We start from the raw sequence: 24333 nt of genomic DNA, 5'->3' as shown, positions 1-24333 counted from the left end.
CCGGACCGCGAACGACCCGGACCGCGAACGGCCCGCCGGGTGGACGAACCACCGTGCGGACGGGCCTACTTGGCCTGGTAGATGGCCTCGATCTCGTCCGCGAAGTCCTTCGCGACGACATTGCGCTTCAGCTTCATCGACGGGGTCAGATGCCCCGAGTCCTCGGTGAACTGCGTCGGCAGCACCCGGAAGCGCCGTACCGACTCCGCCTTGGACACCGCCGCGTTGCCGTCGTCGACCGCGCCCTGCACCGCCGCCAGCAGATCGAGGTCGTCCCGCAGGGACGCGGCCGTGGCACCGGACGGCTTGCCGTGCTCGGACGCCCAGCGGCCCAGGAACTCCTCGTCGAGCGTGATCAGCGCGCCGACGAACGGCCTGCCGTCACCGACGACCATGCACTCCGCGACCAGCGCGTGCGCCCGGATACGGTCCTCGATCACCGCGGGCGCCACGTTCTTGCCGCCCGCCGTGACGATGATCTCCTTCTTGCGGCCGGTGATCCGCAGATAGCCGTCCTCGTCCAGGGTGCCGAGGTCCCCGGTGTGGAACCAGCCGTCGCGCAGCGCCTCGGCGGTCGCGGCCTCGTTGTTCCAGTACCCGGCGAACAGGTGCTCGCCGTGCAGCAGCACCTCGCCGTCGTCGGCGATCCGCACCACGGAACCGGGCAGCGGCTGACCGACCGTCCCGATCTTCTGCCGGTCCCACGGGTTGAACGTGGTCGCCGCACAGGTCTCGGTGAGGCCGTAGCCCTCCAGCACGGTGAAGCCGATGCCCCGGAAGAAGTGCCCGAGCCGCTCGCCGAGCGGGGCGCCGCCGGAGATCGCGTACTCGCCGTTCCCGCCGAGCACCGCGCGCAGCTTGCCGTACACCAGCTTGTCGAACAGCTTGTGCTTGAGCCGCAGACCGAGTCCGGGGCCCGACGGGGTGTCCAGGGACCTGCTGTACGCGATGGCGGTGTCCGCCGCCCGGTCGAAGATCTTCCCCTTGCCGTCCGCCTGCGCCTTGGCCCGCGCCCCGTTGTAGACCTTCTCGAAGACACGCGGCACACCGAGCACCAGCGTCGGCCGGAACGAGGCGAGCTCGTCCGTCAGCTGCCGGACGTCCGGTACGCAGCCCAGCTTGATCGGCGCCATCATCGGGGCGATCTGCACCATCCGCCCGAAGACGTGCGCGAGCGGCAGGAACAGCAGCACCGAGCACTCACCGGTACGGAACAGCGGGCGCAGCCGTTCCACGACGTTGCCGCACTCCGCGAGGAAGCTGCGGTGGGTCAGCACACAGCCCTTGGGACGGCCCGTGGTGCCCGAGGTGTAGATGATCGTGGCCGGGTCGTCGGCCTTCGCCAGCGAGCCCCGCTCGGTGACCTCCGCGTCGGTGACGTCCGCGCCGAGCCGCCGCAGCTCCTCGACCCCGCCCGCGTCGATCTGCCACACCTGCGCCAGCGACGGCAGCCGTCCCCGTACCGACTCCACCGACGCCGCGTGGCTGTCCAGCTCCACCACGCACGCCACCGCGCCCGCGTCGGACAGGATCCACTCCACCTGCTCCGGTGAGCTCGTCTCGTACACCGGGACCGTCACCCCGCCCGCGCTCCAGATCGCGAAGTCCAGCAGGGTCCACTCGTAGCGGGTACGCGACATCAGGGCGACCCGGTCGCCGGGCCCGACACCGGCGGCGATCAGCCCCTTCGCCGCGGCTTCCACGTCCGCCAGGAACGCCCGCGCCGGCACATCACGCCAGGCACCGTCCACCTTGCGGGCGATGACGGCCACATCGGGGTGCCGTGTGGCGTTTCTGCGCACGATGTCGGTCAGGTTGCCGTCCGTCGGGACCTCGTACAGGGCCGGAAGGCTGAACTCGCGCAAGACTGCTGCTCCTCATAGGGCGCCGGCGCCACGACGGTGTGTCGCTGCGGCGGTCCGGGTACACGGCTCGGCGGTGCTCGGGGCTCCGGACCCCGCGGCCAGGGGTGCGGCACGGCGCCGGGCCTCGGAGCACGACGGACGGGCCGGACGTTACCGACCGGTACGACTCTTCGAAAGAGGGTTCCGGCCAGATGTTCGCTGCGTCACATGTCAAGGCGTTCCTTCGCGCACAGTAGTCCACCCCGTTCCCGACTGGGAAGTAACCGCAGGTCCGCCCGCCTCTACCCGGCTTTGCCCGCCCGCCCTAGGGTGATCGTCATGCCTGCCACCCCGCCCCGAACCCGCCACCACCGCGTCCATGTGGTGAGCGATGTGCACGGGAACGCCCGCGACCTGGCCCGTGCCGGGGAGGGCGCGGACGCCCTCGTCTGCCTCGGTGACCTGGTGCTGTTCCTCGACTACGCCGATCACACACGCGGGATCTTCCCCGAACTCTTCGGGGCCGAGAACGCCGGCCGTATCGTCGCGCTGCGCACCGCCCGCCGCTTCGAGGAGGCCCGTGCGTTCGGGGCGCGGCTGTGGGCGGGGATCGACCGGGAGGCTGCCGTCGAGCGGGCCGTGCGGGGGCAGTACGCCGAACTCTTCGCGGCGTTCCCGACCCCTACCTACGCCACCTACGGCAATGTCGACATCCCCGCGCTGTGGCCGGAGTACGCCCGCCCCGGGACCACCGTCCTCGACGGGCAGACCGCCGAGATCGGGGGCCTGACCTTCGGTTTCGTCGGCGGCGGACTGCGCAGCCCGATGCGCACGCCCTACGAGATCGGCGACGAGGAGTACGCCGCGAAGATCGAGGCCCTCGGCGAGGTCGACGTGCTGTGCACCCATATCCCGCCGGACGTCCCCGAACTCCTCTACGACACCGTGCCCCGCCGTTTCGAGCGCGGCAGCCGCGCGCTGCTCGACGCGATCCGGCGGACCCGGCCCCGGTACGCCCTCTTCGGCCATGTCCATCAGCCCCTGGCGCGGCGGATGCGGATCGGGTCGACGGAGTGCGTGAACGTGGGGCACTTCGCCAGTACGGGGAAACCGTGGGCGTTGGAGTGGTGACCGGGCCACGGCCCCGTCCCCTGTTCCCGTCCGCCCGTCCGCCCGTCCGCCCGTCCGCCCGTCCGTCCGCCCGTGCCCGCGCGGTGCCGGGCGGCGGTACGTGGCGCGGTGCGCGGTAGCCTTCATCTCCTTACCCGCGCGTAACGCGCGGCCTCACCCACCGGAACCGCATCTGGAGGAGCCACGGCGATGGCGGAGTACACCAGTTCGAGCATCAGGATCGAGGCCGACCCGGCCGACGTCATGGCCGTGATCGCCGACTTCGCCCGCTATCCCGACTGGACCGGCGAGGTCAAGGAGGCGGAGGTCCTCGCGACGGACGCCGCCGGGCGGGCGGAGCAGGTGCGCCTCGTCATGGACGCGGGCGCGATCAAGGACGACCAGACGCTGGCGTACACCTGGGGCGGTGGGCACGAGGTCAGCTGGACGCTGGTGAAGTCGCAGATGCTCCGGTCGCTGGACGGGTCGTACGTGCTGAAGTCCGTCGGGGACGCCGCGACGGAGGTCACGTACCAGCTCACCGTGGACGTCAAGATCCCCATGCTGGGGATGATCAAGCGGAAGGCCGAGAAGGTCATCATCGACCGGGCGTTGGCGGGGCTCAAGAAGCGGGTCGAATCCCCTTGAGGGAACGCCTCCGCACCTGAGCCCGGGGTTCCCGCGCGCTCCGTCCCCGGGGGGCCCGGTTCCCCGCGCCCCGGGGTCGCCTGTGCTGAGCGCACTTGTCCCGGTGCGGGTCGCTCGTGGGGTGCGCAGTTCCCCGCGGGTCGCCTTCGCTTGCGCTTCCCAGGTCCGTCCCGGTGGGCGCACCTGTTTCCTGTGCCGTCGCTCGGTGGTTTTGCGCAGTTCCCCGCGCCCCTTTGGGGCGCTCCCGGCTTGTTCTTCGGGTCGGTGCCGGTCGGGATTCTCCGTCCTCGCTCCAACGCGCTCGGTCGGACGTTCATGTGGTCCGACTGAAGAGCATCGGAGTCTGCGGGCAGAGATTCCCGCCCACCCCCTTCGGTGAGTCCGGCGAGTGCGCGAGGAGGGTGGTTGAACCCCGCCCCGGGCTGATGGACAGCCGACAACCCCAGGCGGGCTGGGCGCCCCCAAAGGGGCGCGGGGAACGGCGCAAACACGACGAACGACGGCACAGCAACAAGTCCGCCGACCCCTGGAACCCTAGGGGCGCGGGGAACTGCGCACCCACCGGGCGACGGCACAGGAACAACTCCGTCCACCCGGGCGTACCTCAGGGGCGCGGGGAACTGCGCACCCCCCGAGCGACGGCACAGGAACAAGTTCGCTGACCCGGGCGAACCTCAGGGGCGCGGGGAACTGCGCACCCACCGGGCGACGGCACAGGAACGAAGTGCGCCCAGCACAGGAACCCTGGGGGCGCGGGGAACTGCGCACCCACGAACGACCCGTACGGGGACAAGTTCGCTGACCCGGGCGTACCCAGGGGCGCGGGGAACTGCGCACCCACGAACGACGGCACAGGAACAACTCCGTCCACCCGGGCGTACCTCAGGGGCGCGGGGAACGGGGCAACCTGTGGGGGACCGTACGGGGGACGAGTGGGGGCGCCCACGGGCCGCCCGTGCGGGGGCGAGTGCGCTGAGCCGGGGAGTGGGGGCTCGGGCCTCCCCGGACGGGGTTAGCGTGCGGGGATGCGAACCATCCTCGTGACAGGCCCCGGCGGAGCCGGCAGAACCACCGTCGCGGCCGCGACCGCCCTGACCGCCGCCCGCACGGGCAACCGCACGCTGCTCCTGTCGACCGACCCCGAGGACACCCTGGGCGCGGCCCTCGGCACCCCCACCGGCCCCACCCCCCGGGAGGCCGCCCCGGGACTCACCGCCTGGCGCCCGGCCGCCGCCGCCCGCTTCGGCGAAGACCTGCTGCGGCTCCAGGACTGGGCCGCCCCCGCCCTGGACCTCGCGGGCGCGGCCCGGCTGGAGGGCGAGGAGCTCACCCCGCTGCCCGGCGCGGAGGAGGCCGCCGCGTTCCGCGCGCTGCGGGAGGCCGTCCGGGCCTCCCACGACGTGGTGGTCGTCGACCTCCCCCCGCTCACCCGCGCCCTCGCCCTCCTCGCCCTGCCCGAACAGCTCCGCCGCTATCTGCGCAGGCTGCTGCCCCCCGAGCGGCAGGCGGCCCGCGCCCTGCGCCCCGTACTCGGCAGGCTCGCCGGGGTCCCGATGCCGACGGCCGGGCTGTACGAGACCGCCGAACGCTGGGACCGCGAGCTCGCCGCCGTCCAGGAGGTGATCGCCCACCCGGCCACCACCGTCCGGCTGGTCGCGGAACCGGGCCGCACCGCGACCGACGCGCTGCGCACCGCCACCACCGCGCTCGCCCTGCACGCCCTGCGGGTGGACACCCTGCTCGCCAACCGGGTGCTCCCCGAGGACGCCGACGGCACCTGGCTCGCGGGCCCCGTCGCCCAGCAGGGCAAGATCCTCGCGGACTGGGGGTCCGTCGCCGGTCCCGGTTACCCCTTGGGACGCATACCGCACCTCGGCCGGGAACCGCACGGCGTCGACGACCTCGGGGCGCTCGCCGTCCCCTACGACCCGGCCCCGCCCGAGCCCGTGCGCTGGCCGGTCACCGACCCGCCCGGCGACGAGGGGGTGCTGCTCTGGACGGTCCCGCTGCCCGGGGCCGTACGGGAGGACCTGGATCTGCTGCGGCGCGGCGACGAACTCGTCATCACCGTCGGACGGTTCCGCAGAATCGTTCCGCTGCCGTCCGCGCTGCGCCGTTGCACCGTCGCCGGGGCGGGTCTGCGCGACGGTGAGCTGCGGGTCCGGTTCACGCCCGATCCGGGGCTCTGGCCGCGCACGTGAAAGGTGTACCGCTGTTCGGGTACCGTCGAAGGGACGAACCGTCGTCTTCCGCAGGAGTCACCCGCCATGAGCGATGCCGAGCGCCCCGAATCCCGTCCCGGCGGTGAGAGCGGTTCCGACGGTGAGCGGGACGCCCCCACGGCCGGTCCCGCCGACTCCGACGCCTGGTCCACGGCCTGTGCCGAGGACCTGGCCGAGGAGAAGGCCCGCCGCCGTGCCGAGCACGGGCCGCAGCCCGGCTCCGCGGCCGAGGAACTGCGCCGGCTGATGGACGCGGTCACCGAGAAGCTGTCCGGGCTCCAGTCGCCGCTGCTCGGCTCCGTCGCGTCGGGCGCCGCCGAGCAGGCCGTCCGGCAGGCGGTACGGCAGGCCCGTGCGGCCGTCGAGCCCGTCATCGAGCGCAACCCGCAGGTCTTCGACCACCTCGCCGCCGCGGGCGGCGAACTCCTCGCCGCGTACCGCTCGGCCGTCCAGGCCCAGGAGAGCCGCTGGACCCGGGGCCCCGGGGCGGACGGCGCCGAGGGGGACCGGCCCGCGGCGGACGGCCGCCCCGAGGGCGATCCCAGCGACCCGCGTGACCAGGCCGGTCCCGGGGACGACGGAGCCGCCGGGGGCGGACGCATCGATCTCGACTGACCCCCGCTCGGGTACGGTTGACGCTGCGGGCCACGATCGAACTGAGGGACATATGGGACTGACCATCGGCGTCGACATCGGTGGGACGAAGATCGCGGCCGGGGTGGTCGACGAAGAGGGCGCGATCCTGGAGACACACACCGTGCCCACCCCGTCGACCCCCGACGGCATCGTCGACGCGATCTGCGCCGCGGTCGGCGCCGCGGGCCGCGGCCACGACATCGACGCGGTCGGCGTCGGGGCCGCCGGTTACGTGGACGAGAAGCGCGCCACGGTCCTGTTCGCCCCCAACATCGACTGGCGCCACGAACCGCTCAAGGACAAGGTCGAGCAGCGGACCGGCCTGCCGGTCGTCGTGGAGAACGACGCCAACGCCGCCGCCTGGGGCGAGTACCGCTTCGGCGCGGGCCAGGGCCACGACGACGTCATCTGCATCACTCTCGGCACCGGCCTCGGCGGCGGGGTCATCATCGGCAACAAGCTGCGGCGCGGCCGGTTCGGGGTCGCCGCGGAGTTCGGCCACATCCGCGTCGTGCCCGACGGACTGCTGTGCGGCTGCGGCAGCCAGGGCTGCTGGGAGCAGTACGCCTCCGGCCGCGCGCTGGTGCGCTACGCCAGGCAGCGCGCCAGGGCCACCCCCGAGCGGGCGGGCGTACTGCTCGGCCTCGGGGACGGCACCGTCGACGGCATCGAGGGCAAGCACATTAGCGCCGCCGCCCGCGCCGGGGACCCGGTCGCCGTCGACTCGTTCCGTGAGCTCGCGCGCTGGGCCGGGGCCGGACTCGCCGACCTCGCCTCGCTCTTCGACCCGTCCGCCTTCATCGTCGGCGGCGGCGTCTCCGACGAGGGCGATCTGGTGCTCGACCCGATCCGCAAGTCGTTCCGGCGCTGGCTCGTCGGCTCGCACTGGCGGCCCCACGCCCAGGTGCTGGCCGCCCGCCTCGGCAACAAGGCCGGACTCGTCGGCGCGGCCGACCTCGCCCGCCAGGGCTGACCGGCCGCCCCTGAACAGGGCGACACCCACCCGGCCAGGCGCCGGGGGCGCCGCGCGACACCGTACGTTGGGGATCATGTCTTCCAACTCCGTTGCCGAACCGGACGGTTCGGCCGTGATCCGGGTGCTGAGCTACAACGTACGGTCGATGCGTGACGACACCGGCGCCCTGGCCCGGGTGATCCGGGCCTGTGCCCCGGACATCGTCCTGATCCAGGAGGCGCCGCGCTTCTTCCGCTGGCGCAAGAAGCTCGCGAGACTCGCGGCGGCGAGCGGTCTCTACACGCTCTCCGGGGGCGCCACCGCCGCGGGCCCCGCCCTGCTGTGCTCCCTGCGGGCCACCGTCGAGCACACCGAGGACACCCTGCTGCCGCTCACCCCCGGCCTGCACCGCCGGGGCTTCGCCACCGCGGTGCTCCGCTTCGGCGCGGCCCGGGTCGCCGTACTGAGCTGCCATCTCTCGCTCCAGAAGGCCGAGCGGCATGTCCAGTCCGGGCTGCTGCTGGAGCGTCTCGCGGAGCTCGGCGCCCCGCACGCCGTCGCGGGCGGCGACATCAACGAACGCCCCGACGGCCCGGCCTTCCGCCGGCTCGCCGGGTCCCTCCAGGACGGCTGGGCCACCAAGCCCTGGGGCGCCGAGTACACCTCGCCCGCCGACCGGCCGCGCCAGCGGATCGACGCGGTGTTCGCGACCCCCGGGATCGAGGTCCTGAGCTGCGGGGTCCCCACCGGACTCCCCGGGATCACCGACGCGGACCTGAGGGCGGCCACCGACCATCTGCCGGTCCTGGCCACCCTCCGCGTCCCTGTGTCCGGCACCCCGTAGGGCGCCGCGCGGAGATCACACCACCGCGCCGCGCCCCGGGTCCTCCTCGTCCTCGTCGTCGGGCTTCATCCGGGCCACCAGCGTCGCGAAGCCGCCGAGGAAACCGCCGATGGTGGCCAGCGACAGCCACCAGGTCATCTCCCAGCCCAGCAGCACCGCCAGCAACAGCAGCAGCGGGCCGCCGATCAGCCCGAGCCACGCGAACTTCGCCGTCGCGTCGGCGTCGGGCAGCGGCGGCGGCTCCGGGGGGACGAAGTGCCCCTCGTCGCCCGCCTCGAAGTCGTCGTCCGAGGGCTCCGCCAGACTGTGGTCCCGGGGCCCGCCGACCCCCGGGGCGAACGTCACGGAGCCCCCGAGCGGGGTGCCGGGACCGCCCGCCGCAGAGTCGTCGCCCTTCCCGGACGCCTCGTCGCCGCCGGTCTGCGTACCGCCGCTCTCCGTGCTGTTGGTCTCCGCCTCCAGGAGCGCCAGGTCCTCCACCGACTTGAAGGGCTTCGCCCCGGGCGGGTCCGGCGGCTCCTCCCCGTACCCCGCCACGATCGCCTCCCAGGCGGCCGACTGCGCCGCCTCGTCCAGCGGGGCGGCCTCATCCGGCCCCTGCTCCCCGGCCGCCGCGCGGTCCTCGGGCTCGCGGCCGTCCTCGCGGTCCGCGTCGTGCTCAGCCACCGGTGGCCGTCCCTTCCTTGCCGACACTGGGTGCGAGCCGGCCGATGAACGCGAGGCTCTCCTCGAAGATCCGGTCCGCGTCGTGGTCCAACGTCGCGACGTGGTAGCTCTGTTCCAGCAGGATCTCGGTGACATCCGTGGACGACACCCGGCCCAGCACCCGCGCCGAGTCCGACGGCGGCACCACATGGTCCTCCGGGCTGTGCAGCAGCACCAGCGGCTGGGTCACCTGCGGCAGGTCCGCGTCCACGACCTTGAACAGATGCCCCAGCGAGTACGCCGCGCGCAGCGGCACCCGCTCGTACCCGACCTCGAACGCGCCCTCCTTCGCGATGTCCCCCACCAGCCCCTTCGTCGTCCGGACCAGATGCCGGGCCACCGGCAGCGCCTTCGAAGCCGCTCCGTGCAGGGCGATCGCCGGGTTGACGACGACGATCCCGCTCACCGCGTCACCGTGCTGCGCCGCGAGCCGCAGGGCCAGCGCGCCGCCCATCGACAGCCCGAGGACGAACACCCGCGCACACCGGTCCCGCAGCGCGTGCAGCTCCCGGTCGACTTCCGCGTACCAGTCCTGCCAGCCGGTGGACTCCATGTCCTGCCACCGGGTGCCGTGGCCGGGGAGCAGGGGCAGGGACACCGTCAGTCCCCGCGCGGCGAGGAAGTCCGCCCAGGGGCGCAGTGACTGGGGGGAACCGGTGAATCCGTGACAGAGAAGGACACCGGTCCCCCCGCCGTCATGACGGAAGGGCTCGGCACCGGGGAGGACCGTCACGTTCGGTCTCCTGTTCGTGTGAAGGGTCGGAAAACGGACCGGGTGCGTCCGGCCGGGGTCCAGGGGTCCGGCCGGGGGGCTGAGGGGCTCGGGAAGGCTCTGCGCACTGGGCCGGGGCTTCGCAAGGGGTACTTCACCGTACGCGACGGTGCTGACACCGGCCAGGGCCGTCGGGCCTGTCCGCCGCGCCGCGGGTTATGGTCTGACCGACAGAAACAGGAGGCAGTCGGTTGATCTACGGCGCGATGAAGTTTTCCATCGGGGGGCCGCTGAAGCTTGCCTTCAGGCCCTGGGTGGAGGGCATCGAGCACATTCCCGCCGAGGGTCCCGCCATCCTCGCGAGCAATCACCTGTCCTTCTCGGACTCCTTCTTCCTCCCCGCGGTCCTCGACCGCAAGGTCACCTTCATCGCGAAGGCCGAATACTTCACCACCCCCGGCGTCAAGGGACGGATGACCGCCGCCTTCTTCAAGGGCGTCGGACAGCTCCCGGTCGACCGCTCCGGGGCGCGGGGCGCGGGCGAGGCGGCGATCCGCAGCGGGATCGAGGTACTGGAACGCGGCGAGCTGTTCGGGATCTACCCCGAGGGCACCCGCTCACCCGACGGCCGTCTCTACCGCGGCAAGCCCGGCGGACTCGCCCGGGTGGCGCTCGCCACCGGCGCCCCGGTGATCCCCGTCGCGATGATCGACACCGAGAAGATCCAGCCGCCGGGCAAGGTCGTCCCCAAGCTGATGCGGCCCGGCATCCGGATCGGCGAGCCCCTCGACTTCCGCCGCTACCAGGGCATGGAGCACGACCGCTTCGTGCTGCGCGCGGTGACCGACGAGGTCATGTACGAGATCATGAAGCTGTCCGGCCAGGAGTACGTGGACATCTACGCGACCGCCGCCAAGCGGCAGATCGCGGAGGCCGCGAAGGCCGAGCGGGAGGCCCTCAAGGCCGAGAAGGCCGCGGACCGGCAGGCCGCGAAGAGCGTCGCCGCCGCGCCGGAGCCGACGGAGCGGGACGCCTCCGGTTCCTGACCGGGGCGGACGGCCCACCGGAACCGGAACCGGTACGGGGACCGTCAGCGGTAGCGACGACGTACGGGTACCGGCCGCGGTACCGATGGGGCGGGTGGGGGAGCGGTGGGCGGAACGACCAAGCGGGAACGCGTCATGCGGATGTCCGTCGAGCAGCCTCTGTGGAGCGCCCTCACCGGCTACCGCGTGCTCACCATGCTGTACGCGATCGGCGTGTTCCTGTCGATGTACGGCACGGTCGTCCGCCCCTGGGTCGCCATCGCGTACTACGTCGTCCTGGCCGGCTGGACCCTCGCCACCCTGGGGAAGGTCTCCGGCGCGGCCCGCTGCACCAAGCGCTTCCTGGTCGCCGATCTGACCATCGCCCTGACCGGCATCCTGCTCACCCCGGTCGTCGTCCCCTATGAACGCATCGTCGACGGCGCGCCCACCCTGCCGTCGATATGGACCGCGGGCGCCGTGCTCGCCTTCGCCCTCAAGGGCGGCTGGCGCTGGGCGGCCGTGGCGTCCGCGCTCGTCGGCGCCGCCAACATCGTCCAGCGCGGCGGCGTGAGCCGGGACACCGTCCACAACGTGATGCTGGTGTGGGTCGCCTCCATCGCCATCGGGTACGTGGTCGAGGTCGCCCGCGCCTCGGAGCTGACGCTCGCGCGGGCCCTGGAGATCGAGGCGGCCACCCGGGAACGCGAACGGCTCGCCCGGGACATCCACGACGGCGTCCTCCAGGTCCTCGCCATGGTGCAGCGGCGGGGCAACGCCCTGGGCGGCGAGGCGGCGGAGCTGGGCCGGATGGCCGGTGAGCAGGAGGTCGCCCTGCGGACCCTGGTCACCGGCGGGCTCGCACCGCCCTCCCGCGCATCGGAGGACGCCTCCCGCGGCGCGCTGGTACGGGCCGTCGAGGTCCCCGACGACGATCCGCCGGACAATGGCGGCCCGCACGACCTGCGCCCGCTGCTCACCCCCCACGCGGGGTCCCGGGTCACTCTCTCGGAGCCGGGCGCCCCGGTACTGCTGGCGCCGGGCACGGCCCGTGAGCTGGCGGCGGCCGTCAGTGCCGCGATGGACAATGTGCGGCGGCACGCGGGTGAGGACGCCCGGGCCTGGATCCTCGTCGAGGACGAGCCCGACGCGGTGATCGTGACGGTCCGCGACGACGGCCCCGGGATCCCCGAGGGACGGCTGGAGCGGGCGGAGGGCGAGGGCCGGATGGGAGTGGCCCTGTCGATCCGCGGCAGGCTGCGCGACATCGGCGGCACGGCCGAACTGTTCTCCGTACCCGGGCAGGGCACAGAGGTGGAATTGAGGGTTCCGCGCGACGGGACCCGGAAGACGGCGACACGGTGACACGGGGGGAGACCCAGCACATGGACACGGCGGCGGAGCACAGGGACACGGCGGCACAGGGCGACGGGGGCGGCACGGAGGCGTCCCGTCCGGTCAGGGTCATGGTGGTGGACGACCACCCGATGTGGCGGGACGCCGTCGCCCGGGACCTCGCCGAGGCGGGGTTCGACGTGGTCGCCACGGCCGGGGACGGCGAGCAGGCGGTGCGCAGGGCGCGGGCCGCCGGGCCCGATGTGGTCGTCCTCGACCTCAACCTCCCCGCGAAGCCCGGTGTCCAGGTGTGCAAGGAGATCGTCGGCGCGAACCCCGCGCTGCGGGTCCTCGTCCTGTCCGCGAGCGGTGAGCACGCGGATGTGCTGGAGGCCGTGAAGTCGGGGGCCACCGGCTATCTCCTGAAGTCGGCGTCCACCGAGGAGCTGATCGGGGCGGTCCGCCGGACCGCCGTCGGGGACGCGGTGTTCACCCCGGGCCTCGCGGGCCTCGTCCTCGGTGAGTACCGGCGGCTGGCCTCCGAGCCCGCGCCGGCCACCGCCGACGAGCCGGGGGCGCCCCGGCTCACCGACCGCGAGACCGAGGTCCTGCGGCTGGTCGCCAAGGGCCTCAGCTACAAGCAGATCGCGGAACGCCTGGTCATATCGCACCGGACCGTGCAGAACCATGTGCAGAACACCCTCGGCAAACTCCAGCTGCACAACCGGGTGGAGCTCGTCCGGTACGCGATAGAACGCGGTCTCGACGACGCCTGACCCGACCAGGCCGACAACTCCCATGATTCATTGAGGAATTGGCCATTCGCTCCATATCGGAGTGACCTGGATCACTACTACCGTGAACAGGTCGGCTTCATCCCGAGCGAAGGGACACTTCCATGCGGGTCGGAGTACTGACCGGGGGCGGCGACTGCCCCGGACTCAACGCGGTCATCCGTGCCATCGTCCGCAAGGGCACACAGAGCTACGGCCATGAGTTCATCGGCTACCGGGACGGCTGGCGGGGCCCGCTGGAGGGCGACCACGTCCCCCTCGGCATCCCGGCCGTCCGCGGCATCCTGCCGCGCGGCGGCACCATCCTCGGCTCCTCCCGCACCAATCCCCTCAAGACCGCGGACGGCGTCGGCCGCATCAGGGCCTCCCTCGCCGAACAGGAGGTCGGGGCGCTCGTCGTCATCGGCGGCGAGGACACCCTGGGCGTCGCCGCCCGCCTCAGCGACGAGTACGGGGTGCCCTGCGTCGGCGTCCCGAAGACCATCGACAACGACCTCTCCGCCACCGACTACACCTTCGGCTTCGACACCGCCGTGGGCATCGCCACCGAGGCGATCGACCGGCTGCACACCACCGCCGAGTCCCATATGCGGGTGCTCGTCGTGGAGGTCATGGGACGCCACGCCGGCTGGATCGCCCTGCACTCCGGCCTCGCCGGCGGAGCCAACGCGATCCTGATCCCCGAACGCCGCTTCGACGTGGACCAGGTCTGCGCATGGGTCGCCTCGCGGTTCAGGGCTTCGTACGCGCCGATCGTCGTCATCGCGGAGGGCGCCATGCCCAAGGACGGCGACCTGGTCCTCAAGGACGGCTCCCTCGACTCCTTCGGCCATGTCCGGCTCTCCGGGGTCGGTGAATGGCTCGCCAAGGAGATCGAGTCCCGCACGGGCAAGGAGGCGCGGACCACGGTTCTCGGACATGTCCAGCGGGGTGGTACGCCCAGCGCGTTCGACCGGTGGCTCGCCACGAGGTTCGGGTTGCACGCGATCGACGCGGTCCACGAGGGGGACTTCGGGAAGATGGTCGCGCTGCGGGGCACCGCGATCGTCCGCGTCCCCATCGCCGAGGCCACGTCCCGCCTCAAAACAGTCGACCCCACCCTCTACGAGGAAGCCGCTAACTTCTTCGGCTGACCCCGGATCTCCCGTACGGGCCGCCTTCGCTCGCGCTTCCGGGTTCGTCCCGGTGGGCCCACTTGTCCCGGTGCGGGTCGCCCGTGGGTGCGCAGTTCCCTGCGGGCCGCCTTCGCTTGCGCTTCCGAGGTCTGTCCGGCGGGGCGTACTTCGTTCCTGTGCCGTCGCTCGGTGGTTTCGCGCAGTTCCCCGCGCCCCTGGACGCTGCCCCGGTCCGTCGTCCGTCGGGTGCGGGTCGCCCTCGCGCAGTTCCCCGCGCCCCTTTGGGGCCCCCGGCTGCTGTGTCCGCTGGAGGGTCCCGACAGGGGGCGCGGGGAACTGCGCAGAACCACGGGCGCACCGGTACCCGCCGGACAACCGCACCAGGCAGAGGCCCCGATCAGGGGCGCGGGGAACTGCGCGAAAAACGGGCGACCCGCACCCGCAAAGCAGCGGTACCAAGCAGGGGTGCCCCGACAGGGGCGCGGGGAACTGCGCGAGACCACCGAGCGACGGCACAGCGAGAAGTGCGCCCGGCACCGAGTACCCGCAAGCGCCAGCGAAGGCGACCCGCGGGGAACTGCGCACCCCACGAGCGACCCGCACGGGACAGGTGCGCACACCCGGCACGCCCCCGGGGCCCACCCTGGAGGAACCCGTATATTCCGGGTTACGGCACCAGAAACCGCCCACCACCCCGGAGGGACTCCGTGGAGATCCTCGCCCTCGGCGTACAGGCCGACGAGAAACCCCTGATCGAAGCCGCCTTCGGCGCTCCGCACGGAGTCCGCTGCCTCGACGTGTTCCTCACCGAGGACACCGCCCCGATCGCCGCCGGCTACGAGATCATCTCCACCAGTGTCAACGCCGACCTCGGCAACCGCGTCCTCCAGACGCTCGCCGCCGGCGGCACCCAGATGATCGCCCAGCGCTCCACCGGCTTCAACAACATCGACCTCCAGGTGGCCGAACGGCTCGGGATGACGGTCGCCCGGGTCTCGTACTACTCCCCGTACTCGGTCGCGGAGTTCGCCTGGACGCTCGGGATGGCGGTCAACCGCCGGATCGTCCGCGCCAGCAACCGCACCCGGGACTTCGACTTCCGCCTCGACGGTCTGATGGGCCGTGACATGCGGGGCCGCACCGCCGGTGTCCTCGGTACCGGCAAGATCGGCGAGGCGTTCGCACGGATCGCCCACGGCTTCGGGATGCGGCTGCTCGGCTGGGACGTCGCACCGAACCCCGAGTGCGTGGCCCTCGGTATGGAGTACACCGACAAGGAACGGCTCCTCGCCGAGTCCGACCTGGTCAGCCTGCACGTACCCCTGCTGCCGGCGACCCAGCACCTGATCGACGCCACCGCGCTGCGGACGATGAAGGACGACGCGATCCTCGTCAACTCCAGCCGCGGCGGCCTCGTCGACACCCAGGCCCTGGTCACCGAGCTGCGCGCGGGCCGCTTCACCGGGGTCGGGCTGGACGTCTACGAGGCCGAGGCGGGCCTGTTCTTCCTGGACAAGTCCCTGGAGGCCGTCCCGGACGACGTACTGGCCCGCCTCGTCACCTTCCCCAATGTCGTGGTCACCTCGCACCAGGCGTACTACACCGTGGACGCGGTCACCCAGATCGTGGACACCACCGCGCAGAACGTCCTCGACTACCTCGCCGGCCGCCGCACCGGCAACGTGCTCGTCCCCGCGCCCCCGAGCAGCTGACCGAGCAGGTCCCGCACGATCGACGCCCCCCGCAGGGTCAGCACCGACTCGGGATGGAACTGGACCCCCGCGAACCCGGGACCGCGCAGCGCGTGCACCTCGTCGCTCGCCGGGTCCCGGCTCACCTCCACCCCGTGCGCCGCGAGCTCCAGCGCGGTGTCCGGGGCGCAGCGGGCCACGAAGCTGTTGTAGAAACCGACGGTCTCCGTCCGCCCGAACAGCTCGACGCGGCTCTGCGCCCCCTGGTACGGGACCTCCTTGCGGACGATGTCGAGCCCCAGTTCGGCGGCGATCAGCTCATGGCCGAGGCACACCCCGAGCACCCCGTGCGGCCGGGCCGCCCGGATCAGCTCCGCGGCCAGCGCCCGCAGCAGCCGCATCTTCGGGTCCGCCGCGTCGCAGGGGTCGCCCGGTCCGGGGCCCAGCACCACCGGCCCGGGATGGGCGAGCACCGCCGCGCGCAGCCCCGGCTCGTCGTAGCGGCGGACGGTCACCTCCAGACCCGAGGACCGCAGCACATGGCCGAGCATCGCGGTGAAGGTGTCCTCGCCGTCCACGACCAGGGCGTGCCCGCGCAGCTCGTCCCCGCGTTCCTGCATCCGCAGCCAGAACGGGGCGAGCCCGGCCCGCCGCCGGTCGAGCGCGGCCACCACCCGGGGGTCGTCGGCCAGCACGGGCCGCGGCTCACCGGCCCGCTCCCGGCCGGGGCGCACCCCGAGCGCGGCGAGCACCCCGGCGGCCTTGGCGTGGGTCTCCGCCACCTCGCTCCACGGGTCGGACCCGCGCACCAGGGTCGCGCCGACGGCCACCTTCAGCCCGCCCGACGCGTCGATGTCGGCGGTACGGATCAGGATCGGTGAGTCCAGGGTCTGCGCGCCCCCCGCGTCCCGTCCGACCAGGGCCAGCGCACCCGCGTAGTACCCCCGGCCGCCGCCGCCCGGCCCGGCCGGTTCGTACCGCTTGATGACCCGGCACGCGTTCTGCACGGGCGAGCCGGTCACCGTCGCGGCGAACATCGTCTCCCGCAGCACCTCCCGCACCCCGAGGGACGACCGGCCGCGCAGCTCGTACTCGGTGTGCGCGAGGTGCGCCATCTCGCGCAGCCGGGGACCGATGACGACCCCTCCCCGGTCGCCGACGGTGCACATCATCTTCAGTTCCTCGTCGACCACCATCGACAGTTCCTCGATCTCCTTGCCGTCCGCGAGGAAGTCGAGCAGCCCCTCGGCGCTCGGACCGCTCGCCGGGTAGCGGTAGGTCCCGCTGATCGGGTTCATCACGACGGTGCCGCCGCTCATCCGGACATGCACCTCGGGGCTCGCCCCGACCAGGGTCCGCTCCCCGGTGTGCACCACGAACGTCCAGTAAGCGCCGCTCTCCCCGACCAGCAGCCGCCGGAACAGCGCCAGCGCGTCCGCCCGGCCGAAGCCGGGGAGCCGGCCGGTGTAGGTCCGCCGGATCACGAAGTTCGCGCCCTCGCCGCGCCCGATCTCCTCGCGGAGCACCTGCTCCACGATCCCCGCGTACGCCTCGTCGGTCACGTCGAAGCCGCCGTCCACCACCCGCACCGGCTCCTCGGGCAGCTGGGCCAGGGCCTCGGCGAGCGACAGCTCGCAGGTCTCCTCCGGGGTGAGCACCATCAGCGGGGTGCCGTCGTCGCGGACGTCGAAACCGCGCTCGCGGATCTGCCGGAAGGGCACGAGCGCGAGCCCGTCGGGGATGTCGGCCAGCCGTTCGTACGTACCGACCGGGCCGGTCAGCACCTCGACGGTGTCGTGGTCACGGCCGGGTGTGCGGCGGCGCAGCAGGGCGAAGGGCGGGCAGTCGTCGTCGAGCAGTCGGCTGAGGTCCATGGGGCGGTCGGTCCTTCCTGCGGCCGCCGGGCGCACAGGGCCCGGCGGGGGTCTGGAGGAGGAACGGCCCCGTGAACGCGGGAAGGCCGCCCCTCGGGCGGCCTTCGCGTGATTCGGGTACGCGCAGTCAGTGGGCCGCCGGATGAGCGGTCCACCACCAGTTACGGGTCGAGTGCGCGAACATGCGGCGCACCCTACCCGATGCGGGTCCCGCAGGGCATCCGACACCCCCCGCCGGTACCGCCACGGGGCCGGGCACACCGCGCTCACCTGCGAGGTGCGTCTCAAAAGATGAGCGTTCGAATGGACAGCGGGCCGGACCCCGTAAGGTTGTCGAGGTGACCGTGAACGCTGAATCCCAGTCCGTCGCCGCCGGTCAGACCTGGCGCGACCTTCCCGCGGCGCAGCAGCCCGAGTACCCGGATGCCGAGGCTCTGCGCGATGTGATCGCCGACCTCGAAAGCTATCCCCCGCTCGTCTTCGCCGGTGAGTGCGACGCGCTGCGCACCAGGTTGGGTGCCGTCGCCAAGGGCGAGGCGTTCCTGCTTCAGGGCGGCGACTGTGCCGAGTCGTTCGAGGCCGTGGGCGCCGACCAGATCCGGGGCAAGCTGAAGACCCTGCTCCAGATGGGCGCCGTCCTCACGTACGCCGCCTCGGTGCCGGTGGTGAAGGTCGGCCGGATCGCGGGCCAGTACTCCAAGCCGCGCTCGAAGCCGACCGAGACCCGTGACGGTGTCACCCTGGCGACCTACCGGGGCGACTCCGTGAACGGCTTCGCCTTCACCGAGAAGTCCCGGGTGCCGGACCCCGAGCGGCTGAAGCGGATGTACCACGCGTCCGCGTCCACGCTGAATCTGGTGCGCGCCTTCACCACGGGCGGCTACGCCGATCTGCGCCAGGTGCACGCCTGGAACCAGGACTTCGTGAAGTCGTCCCCGTCGGGCCAGCGCTACGAGCAGCTCGCCCGGGAGATCGACAACGCGCTGCACTTCATGCGGGCGTGCGGCACGGACCCGGAGGAGTTCAAGACCGTCGAGTTCTTCGCCTCCCACGAGGCGCTGCTGCTCGACTACGAGGGCGCCCTGACCCGGACCGACTCGCGGACCGGCAAGCTGTACGACACCTCCGGCCACATGGTGTGGATCGGTGAGCGCACCCGCCAGCTCGACGGCGCGCACATCGAGTTCGCGTCCCGGATCAGCAACCCGATCGGCATCAAGCTGGGCCCGACGACCAGCGTCGACGAGGCACTGACCTACATCGACCGGCTCGACCCCGACCGGGAGCCGGGCCGGCTGACGTTCATCGTCCGGATGGGCGCCGACAAGGTCCGCGACAAGCTGCCGAACCTGGTCGAGAAGGTCACCGCCTCCGGTGCCACCGTCGCCTGGGTCACCGACCCGATGCACGGCAACACCTTCGAGGCGGCCTCGGGCCACAAGACCCGCCGGTTCGACGACGTGCTGGACGAGGTCAAGGGCTTCTTCGAGGTCCACAAGGGCCTGGGCACCCACCCGGGCGGTATCCATGTGGAGCTGACCGGTGACGATGTCACCGAGTGCGTCGGCGGCGGCGACGAGATCTTCGTCGACGATCTGCACCAGCGCTACGAGACGGCCTGCGACCCCCGGCTCAACCGCAGCCAGTCGCTGGACCTGGCCTTCCTGGTCGCCGAGATGTACCGCGACCAGTAGCACCACCGCGCCGGGACCGGCGCACCGATGGGGCACGGATCTGTGATCCGTGCCCCATCGTCGTATCCGGGGCTTTTGCGCCGGTGGAGTGGCGGGTAAGGTTAGGTTAGCCTCACCGAAGATCGGGACGGCGTCCATGACCGGCGACCGCCGGTCCCGAGCGAATCCACCGGGGAGGTGACCGCGTGTACGTCTGCAACTGCTTCGGCGTCACCGAGGCGCAGGTGAGGAAGCACGCGGCGGACGGGGCGTGCACACCCCGGCAGATCGCCTCCGCCTCCAAGGCGGGTACGGACTGCGGTTCCTGTGTCCGGCACATCCAGGCCCTGCTCGGCCGGGGCGCCTGCCCCCGCCGTGACCTGGTGGACCAGGGCAGGCCGGCGCTCGCGGAGAGCGCTTCGCTGATGTCGCGTCCGGGCGCCCCGCTGGAGGAAGCCGCCTGACCGGTCGGGTCCGCGGCCACCGGGGCACGGCGGTACGTCAGCCCTCGGGCTGCTCGATCTGCTGGGCCAGGTACAGCGCCTCGCCGAGCTGCTCGATGAGGTCGAGCTGGGTGTCCAGATAGTCGATGTGGTGCTCCTCGTCCTCCAGGATGTCCTCGAAGATCCTGGCCGAGGTCACATCGCCCTTGGCCCGCATCACGTCGATCCCGCGCTTCAGCCGGTCGATGGCCTCCACCTCGACCTGCCGGTCCGCCTGGAACATCTCGGTGACGGTCTGCCCGACCCGGACGTGGAAGAGCCGCTGGTAGTTCGGCAGCGCGTCGAGGAAGAGGATGCGCTCCGTGAGCCGGTCCGCGTGCTTCATCTCGTCGATGGACTCGGCCCGGGTGTACTTCGCGAGCTTGGTCCAGCCGTTGTTGTCCTGAATGCGATAGTGCAGCCAGTACTGATTGATGGCGGTGAGTTCGCCCGTGAGCTGTTCATTGAGGAACTCGATGACCTCGGGGTCGCCCTGCATCGCAGAGGCTCCTTCCGTAAGGGGTGCGGCTGGTGGCCGCATCCTCGCACCGGTCTTCGGAGGCCGTCCAGTAAGTGCATGCTTAGTAGGAGTTGCACCGATCGGCGCCCGCCTGGTCATGGACACCGCGCCGGGTCTGTCAGGATGGAGGCATGGGTCATCCGGTCGGTCGCGAGTCTTCGCCAGCAGCGCAGCCGGACCTTCCACCTGGTCAGCGGCTTCAGCGGGGCTGGCCGGTCACCCATTACGGTCCGGTGCCGCGGTTCCGTCCGGAGCGCTGGGAATTCCGTGTCTTCGGTGCCACGGCGGACGGCGACAAGCGGTGCTGGAATCACGAGGAATTCTCGGAACTCCCCTATTCCACGGTTGTCGCGGATCTCCACTGCGTCACCAAATTCAGCATGCTCGGCGCCGAATGGGGCGGTGTCCCGGCCCGTACGCTGCTCGATCTCGCACCTCCGGCACCGAACGTCACCCATGTGATGGTATGGGCGGAATACGGCTTCAGTTCGAATCTGCGGCTCGCCGACTTCACCTCCGAGCGAACGATTTTCGCCACCCACAAGGACGGTGAGCCGCTCACCGCGGAACACGGCTTCCCGCTGCGGCTGATCGTGCCGGGCCTGTACGCCTGGAAAGGCCCCAAATGGGTCCGGGGCGTCGAGTACATGACGGCCGACCGCCGGGGTTTCTGGGAGGAGCGCGGCTACCACAACATCGGGAACCCCTGGCGTGAGCAGCGGTACTCCTACCAGGAGGAACCGGGCGACGGCCCCGAGCTCTGAGCCGTCCGCCTGCCTTGTGCGGCCGGGGACCCTTGCCCGCGGCCGGGGGACCTCCGGTCAGCGGGACCTTCGGTCAGCGGGACCTTCGGTCAGCCCCGCAGCTTCTTCAGCAGCGCCACATCGTCCATATGCCCCTGCTTGCCCCCCGGGGTCTCGATGACCAGGGGCACGTCCGCGGTCGCGGGGTGCGCCAGCAGGGCCCGGAACGGCTCCTCGCCGATATGCCCGGCGCCGATGTTCGCGTGCCGGTCCTTGAAGGCCCCGACACCCTCCTTCGAATCGTTTGCATGGATCAGTTTCAGCCGCCCCTCGCCGACCGTCGCGACCAGCTCGTCGAGCGTCCGACGGGCTCCGCCGGGCCCGGCCAGATCGTGTCCCGCCGCGAAGATGTGACAGGTGTCCAGACAGACACCCAGCTTCGGATGGGAGTCCAGGGCCGCGAAATACGGCCCGAAATCCTCCGCCCGCGAGCACAGCGAGGACCCCTGCCCGGCCGTCGACTCCAGCAGCAGGAACGGGTCGTCGTCGTGCGTCAGCTCGTCCAGCAGCGGCAGCATCCGCTCCCGTACCTGCGCCAGCGCCACCGATCGGTTCCGGCCACCGGTCGCGGACCCCGTGTGCACCACGACCCCCAGCGCGCCGATCGCCCGCGCCCGGCGCAGCGAGTGCCGCATCGAGTCCACGGAACGGTCCACGGTCGCCTCGGTGTGGGAACCGAAGTTGATCAGATACGGGGCGTGCACATACGCCGGGACGCCCCGCTCCGCGCAGTACGTACGGAACTCCTCGTCCTGGCGGGGGTCACCGGCCGGGGTGGCCCAGCCGCGCGGGTTGGCCACGAAGACCTGCACGGTCTCGGCGTCCAGCTCACGCGCGTACGCGAGACCGACGGAGGCGAGACCTCCGGCCACCGGGACGTGGCTGCCGACAGGGTTGCGGGGGAGGGTGCGTGTCACCCGGCCAGGGTTTCACGGCTCTCGGCGGCCCCGGTCGGCGGATGCCCGGCGTGAGCCCGCTCGGCGTGACGGAGCCCCCGGAGCCCTTGGGTCAGCGGATGCTCAGCTTGATCCTGGAGCCCTCCGGGGCCTTCTCCCCGGCCTCGACCGACTGACCGCGGACCGTGTCACCGAAGATCCCGAGGATGCCCCGGTCCTCCTCGACCTCGAACCCGGCCGCCTCCAGCGTCTGGCGCGCGTCGTCCACCCGGTCACCGACCACGTCCGGGACCTCGATCATCTCCGGCCCCTTGGACAGCGTCAGGGTGATCGTGTCGCCTTCGGCCGCCTCGGTACGGGCCCGCGGGAACTGCCGGGCGACCTCTCCGGCCGGGACCTTCGCGGTGACGCGTTCCGCCGCGACCTCGGTGCGCAGCCCCAGTTCCTCCAGCGCGGCCGTCGCCTCGTCCAGCGGCTGATCGCGGACGTCCGGTACGTCCACCGGGGCGCCCCTGCTGACCGTGATCGCGACCGCGCTGCCCGCCCGGCGGCCGGTGCCCGCGGCCGGTTCGGTGCTGATCACCTCGCCCTTGGGGACGGTCGCGTCGAACTCGTCCGTGACCATCCCGGGCTCCAGACCCGCCGACGTGATCTCCTCACGCGCCACGGCGAGCGTGCGGTCGGTGACGTCCGGTACCCGTACCGTCTGCGGTCCCAGCGAGATCGTCAGCCCCACGCTGCCGTTGTCCCGGATACGTTCCCCGGCCGCCGGATCGGTGGCGACGACGGTGCCGCGCCGGTCCGTGTCGCTGTACTGGCGGCGGATGTCGCCCACGTCCAGACCGGCGTCCGTCAGACGCTGCCTGGCGTCCGTCTCGGACCGGGTCAGCAGCGCGGGCACCTTGGTGAACTGCCCGGAGTTGATGTACCAGACGCCCAGCCCGGCCAGCAGGGTCAGCAGCAGGGCCCCGGCGGCCACGAGCACCGACCGCGGCGGTCCGCCGAACCGCCCGAACCGCCCGGTCCGCGCCCGAGCGGGGGCCGGGGCGCGGGCCAGCACACTGGTCCGCTGGACGTCGTCCGGCTCGTTCACCGGCAGCGGCGCCGGTATGCCGAGCGCCCGGGGGATCACGCTGGTGCGGTCGTCCGCGTTGTCGTGCGCGGCGGTGCGGGCCTGCGGGGGTACGGCGTCGAGCTGCTCGTCCGTGAGCGCGGAGCGCGCCGCGCGGACCGCCGCGAGCAGGGCCACCGCGTCGTGCGGCCGTACCGCGGGGGTACGGGCCGCCGCCGACACCACGAGGTCGTCCAGCTCCACCGACAGGCCCGGTACGGCGGCCGACGGCGGGGGGACGTCCTCGTTGACATGGCTGAAGATCACCTGGGCCGCGGTGTCGCCGGTGTGCGGCTTGCGGCCGGTCAGCATCTCGTACAGGACCACACCGCAGGCGTACACATCGGCGCGGGGGTCGGCCGCGCCCTCCTCGATCTGCTCCGGCGCGAGATACGCCACCGTGCCGAGGACGGTGCCCGTGGTGCCGGTGCCCGAGTCCACGGCCCGCACCAGGCCGAAGTCCGCGACCTTGACCCGGCCGTCGTCGCCGATCAGGACGTTCTCGGGCTTCATGTCCCGGTGCACGAAACCGGCGCGGTGGGCCGCGCCCAGGGCGGCGAGGACGGGTTCCAGGATGTCGAGCGCGGCGCGGGGCTGGAGCGCGCCGCGTTCACGCAGGACGTCCCGGAGGGTGCAGCCGGAGACGTACTCCATCGCCAGGTACACATAGGCGCCCTGGGCGCCCTGGTCGAAGACGCCCACGACGTTCGGGTGTGAGAGCCTGGCCACGGATTTCGCCTCGCGGATGAAGCGCTCCACGAAGGTCGCGTCGACCGCGAGGGCGGGGTGCATCACCTTCAGGGCGACGACGCGGTCGAGGCGGGTGTCCAGGGCCCGGTAGACCGTGGCCATGCCGCCCGTCGCGATGTGGGCGTCCACGCGGTAGCGGGCGTCGAGAACCTGGCCGACCAGGGGGTCCTGAAGCGTATGCACCCACCGAGTCTACGTTTCCCCGCATGCCCCCACGGGTCGCCTTCGCTTGCGCTTCCGAGGTCTCCCTGTGCTGAGCGCACTTCGTTCCTGTGCCGTCGCTCGGTGGTTGCGCAGTTCCCCGCAGGTCGCCTTCGCTTGCGCTTCCCAGGTTTGTCCGGCTGGGCGCACTTCTTCCTATGCCGTCGCTCGGTGGTTGCGCAGTTCCCCGCGCCCCTGGGTTTCCTGTGCCAGCCGGACTCCGTTCCTGTGCGGGTATCCCGTGGTTTTGCGCAGTTCCCCGCGCCCCTTTGGGGCGACCCCTGCGTGGTGCCGATGTCCGGCGGGTGCGGGTCGTCCGTCTTTCGCGCAGTTCCCCGCGCCCCTGGGTTTCCTGTGCCAGCCGGACTCCGTTCCTGTGCGGGTATC

The 24333-nt window shown here is 72.1% G+C and carries 22 protein-coding genes; 14 read left to right on the top strand and 8 right to left on the bottom strand.

Going from position 1 to position 24333, the window contains the following annotated elements; translation table 11 throughout:
• Positions 1-65: 65 nt before the first annotated feature.
• Positions 66-1865, bottom strand: coding sequence for an AMP-dependent synthetase/ligase (locus AB852_RS21810; RefSeq protein ID WP_073791209.1), 1800 nt, complete (start codon positions 1863-1865; stop codon positions 66-68).
• A gap of 318 nt (positions 1866-2183) precedes the next feature.
• Here AB852_RS21810 and AB852_RS21805 point away from each other — a divergent pair, with 318 nt between their 5' ends.
• The 6 genes from AB852_RS21805 (at position 2184) to AB852_RS21780 (ending at position 8259) form a co-directional block, all read left to right on the top strand.
• Positions 2184-2975 carry a metallophosphoesterase family protein gene (locus AB852_RS21805; protein WP_073791206.1) on the top strand — a complete coding sequence of 264 codons (792 nt, stop codon included), beginning with the start codon at positions 2184-2186 and terminating at the stop codon, positions 2973-2975.
• A 189-nt stretch (positions 2976-3164) separates the two neighbouring features.
• Entirely contained in the window at positions 3165-3602 is a 438-nt protein-coding gene (locus AB852_RS21800) for an SRPBCC family protein (protein WP_073791204.1), read from the top strand.
• Positions 3603-4627: 1025 nt separating this feature from the next.
• Positions 4628-5803, top strand: coding sequence for an ArsA family ATPase (locus AB852_RS21795; RefSeq protein ID WP_073791201.1), 1176 nt, complete (start codon positions 4628-4630; stop codon positions 5801-5803).
• Positions 5804-5869: 66 nt separating this feature from the next.
• Positions 5870-6439: a DUF5304 domain-containing protein gene (locus tag AB852_RS21790; RefSeq protein ID WP_073791199.1), complete on the top strand. Its 570-nt coding sequence runs from the start codon at positions 5870-5872 to the stop codon at positions 6437-6439.
• A gap of 52 nt (positions 6440-6491) precedes the next feature.
• Positions 6492-7433, top strand: coding sequence for an ROK family glucokinase (locus AB852_RS21785; protein ID WP_073791196.1), 942 nt, complete (start codon positions 6492-6494; stop codon positions 7431-7433).
• Positions 7434-7509: 76 nt separating this feature from the next.
• On the top strand, positions 7510-8259 hold the full coding sequence (locus AB852_RS21780) for an endonuclease/exonuclease/phosphatase family protein (protein ID WP_073791193.1): 750 nt from the start codon (positions 7510-7512) through the stop codon (positions 8257-8259).
• Between the two features lie 15 nt (positions 8260-8274).
• Here the strand turns inward: AB852_RS21780 and AB852_RS21775 are convergent, their stop codons facing one another.
• Entirely contained in the window at positions 8275-8925 is a 651-nt protein-coding gene (locus AB852_RS21775; protein ID WP_073791191.1) for a hypothetical protein, read from the bottom strand.
• Entirely contained in the window at positions 8918-9697 is a 780-nt protein-coding gene (locus AB852_RS21770) for an alpha/beta hydrolase (protein WP_073791188.1), read from the bottom strand. The genes AB852_RS21775 and AB852_RS21770 overlap by 8 nt, the downstream gene beginning before the upstream one ends.
• A gap of 245 nt (positions 9698-9942) precedes the next feature.
• Between AB852_RS21770 and AB852_RS21765 the strand changes: the two genes are divergently transcribed.
• The 5 genes from AB852_RS21765 to AB852_RS21745 all read left to right on the top strand — a co-directional run bounded on the left by AB852_RS21765 (position 9943) and on the right by AB852_RS21745 (position 15657).
• Positions 9943-10722, top strand: a complete 780-nt coding sequence (locus tag AB852_RS21765; protein WP_178391085.1) for a lysophospholipid acyltransferase family protein — start codon at positions 9943-9945, stop codon at positions 10720-10722.
• A gap of 135 nt (positions 10723-10857) precedes the next feature.
• Complete coding sequence (macS, locus tag AB852_RS21760; protein ID WP_107499307.1) at positions 10858-12066, top strand: MacS family sensor histidine kinase; 1209 nt, start codon at positions 10858-10860, stop codon at positions 12064-12066.
• A 101-nt stretch (positions 12067-12167) separates the two neighbouring features.
• Entirely contained in the window at positions 12168-12812 is a 645-nt protein-coding gene (locus AB852_RS21755) for a response regulator (RefSeq protein WP_073791702.1), read from the top strand.
• A gap of 122 nt (positions 12813-12934) precedes the next feature.
• Positions 12935-13963 (top strand): 6-phosphofructokinase, encoded by a 1029-nt coding sequence (locus AB852_RS21750; RefSeq protein ID WP_073791185.1) that lies wholly within the window; start codon positions 12935-12937, stop codon positions 13961-13963.
• Positions 13964-14652: 689 nt separating this feature from the next.
• Positions 14653-15657, top strand: coding sequence for a 2-hydroxyacid dehydrogenase (locus AB852_RS21745; protein ID WP_073791183.1), 1005 nt, complete (start codon positions 14653-14655; stop codon positions 15655-15657).
• Here the strand turns inward: AB852_RS21745 and AB852_RS21740 are convergent.
• Together AB852_RS21740 and AB852_RS41660 are read right to left on the bottom strand one after the other, a co-directional pair.
• Complete coding sequence (locus AB852_RS21740; protein WP_073791180.1) at positions 15600-17510, bottom strand: anthranilate synthase family protein; 1911 nt, start codon at positions 17508-17510, stop codon at positions 15600-15602. The genes AB852_RS21745 and AB852_RS21740 overlap by 58 nt on opposite strands.
• A gap of 127 nt (positions 17511-17637) precedes the next feature.
• On the bottom strand, positions 17638-17694 hold the full coding sequence (locus AB852_RS41660) for a trp operon leader peptide (RefSeq protein WP_073735655.1): 57 nt from the start codon (positions 17692-17694) through the stop codon (positions 17638-17640).
• 154 nt (positions 17695-17848) lie between these two features.
• Here AB852_RS41660 and AB852_RS21730 point away from each other — a divergent pair, with 154 nt between their 5' ends.
• Entirely contained in the window at positions 17849-19204 is a 1356-nt protein-coding gene (locus AB852_RS21730) for a class II 3-deoxy-7-phosphoheptulonate synthase (protein ID WP_107499306.1), read from the top strand.
• Positions 19205-19389: 185 nt separating this feature from the next.
• Complete coding sequence (locus AB852_RS21725; RefSeq protein WP_178391084.1) at positions 19390-19647, top strand: (2Fe-2S)-binding protein; 258 nt, start codon at positions 19390-19392, stop codon at positions 19645-19647.
• A 37-nt stretch (positions 19648-19684) separates the two neighbouring features.
• Here the strand turns inward: AB852_RS21725 and bfr are convergent, their stop codons facing one another.
• Entirely contained in the window at positions 19685-20164 is a 480-nt protein-coding gene (gene bfr / locus AB852_RS21720) for a bacterioferritin (RefSeq protein ID WP_073791174.1), read from the bottom strand.
• 152 nt (positions 20165-20316) lie between these two features.
• Here bfr and AB852_RS21715 point away from each other — a divergent pair, with 152 nt between their 5' ends.
• Positions 20317-20949, top strand: coding sequence for a sulfite oxidase-like oxidoreductase (locus tag AB852_RS21715; protein ID WP_073791171.1), 633 nt, complete (start codon positions 20317-20319; stop codon positions 20947-20949).
• An 89-nt stretch (positions 20950-21038) separates the two neighbouring features.
• Here AB852_RS21715 and AB852_RS21710 read toward each other — a convergent pair whose 3' ends face one another.
• Positions 21039-21905: a deoxyribonuclease IV gene (locus AB852_RS21710; protein ID WP_073791169.1), complete on the bottom strand. Its 867-nt coding sequence runs from the start codon at positions 21903-21905 to the stop codon at positions 21039-21041.
• 91 nt (positions 21906-21996) lie between these two features.
• A complete protein-coding gene (pknB, locus tag AB852_RS21705) occupies positions 21997-23928 on the bottom strand; it encodes a Stk1 family PASTA domain-containing Ser/Thr kinase (protein WP_073791166.1) in 1932 nt (643 codons plus the stop codon).
• Positions 23929-24333: the final 405 nt, after the last annotated feature.

Origin of the sequence: Streptomyces uncialis, from assembly GCF_001905345.1 — a bacterium.
Classification (GTDB): Bacteria; Actinomycetota; Actinomycetes; order Streptomycetales; family Streptomycetaceae; genus Streptomyces; species Streptomyces uncialis.
Note: the sequence above shows the minus strand (reverse complement) of the source record. Positions and strands in the feature narration are given on the sequence as shown.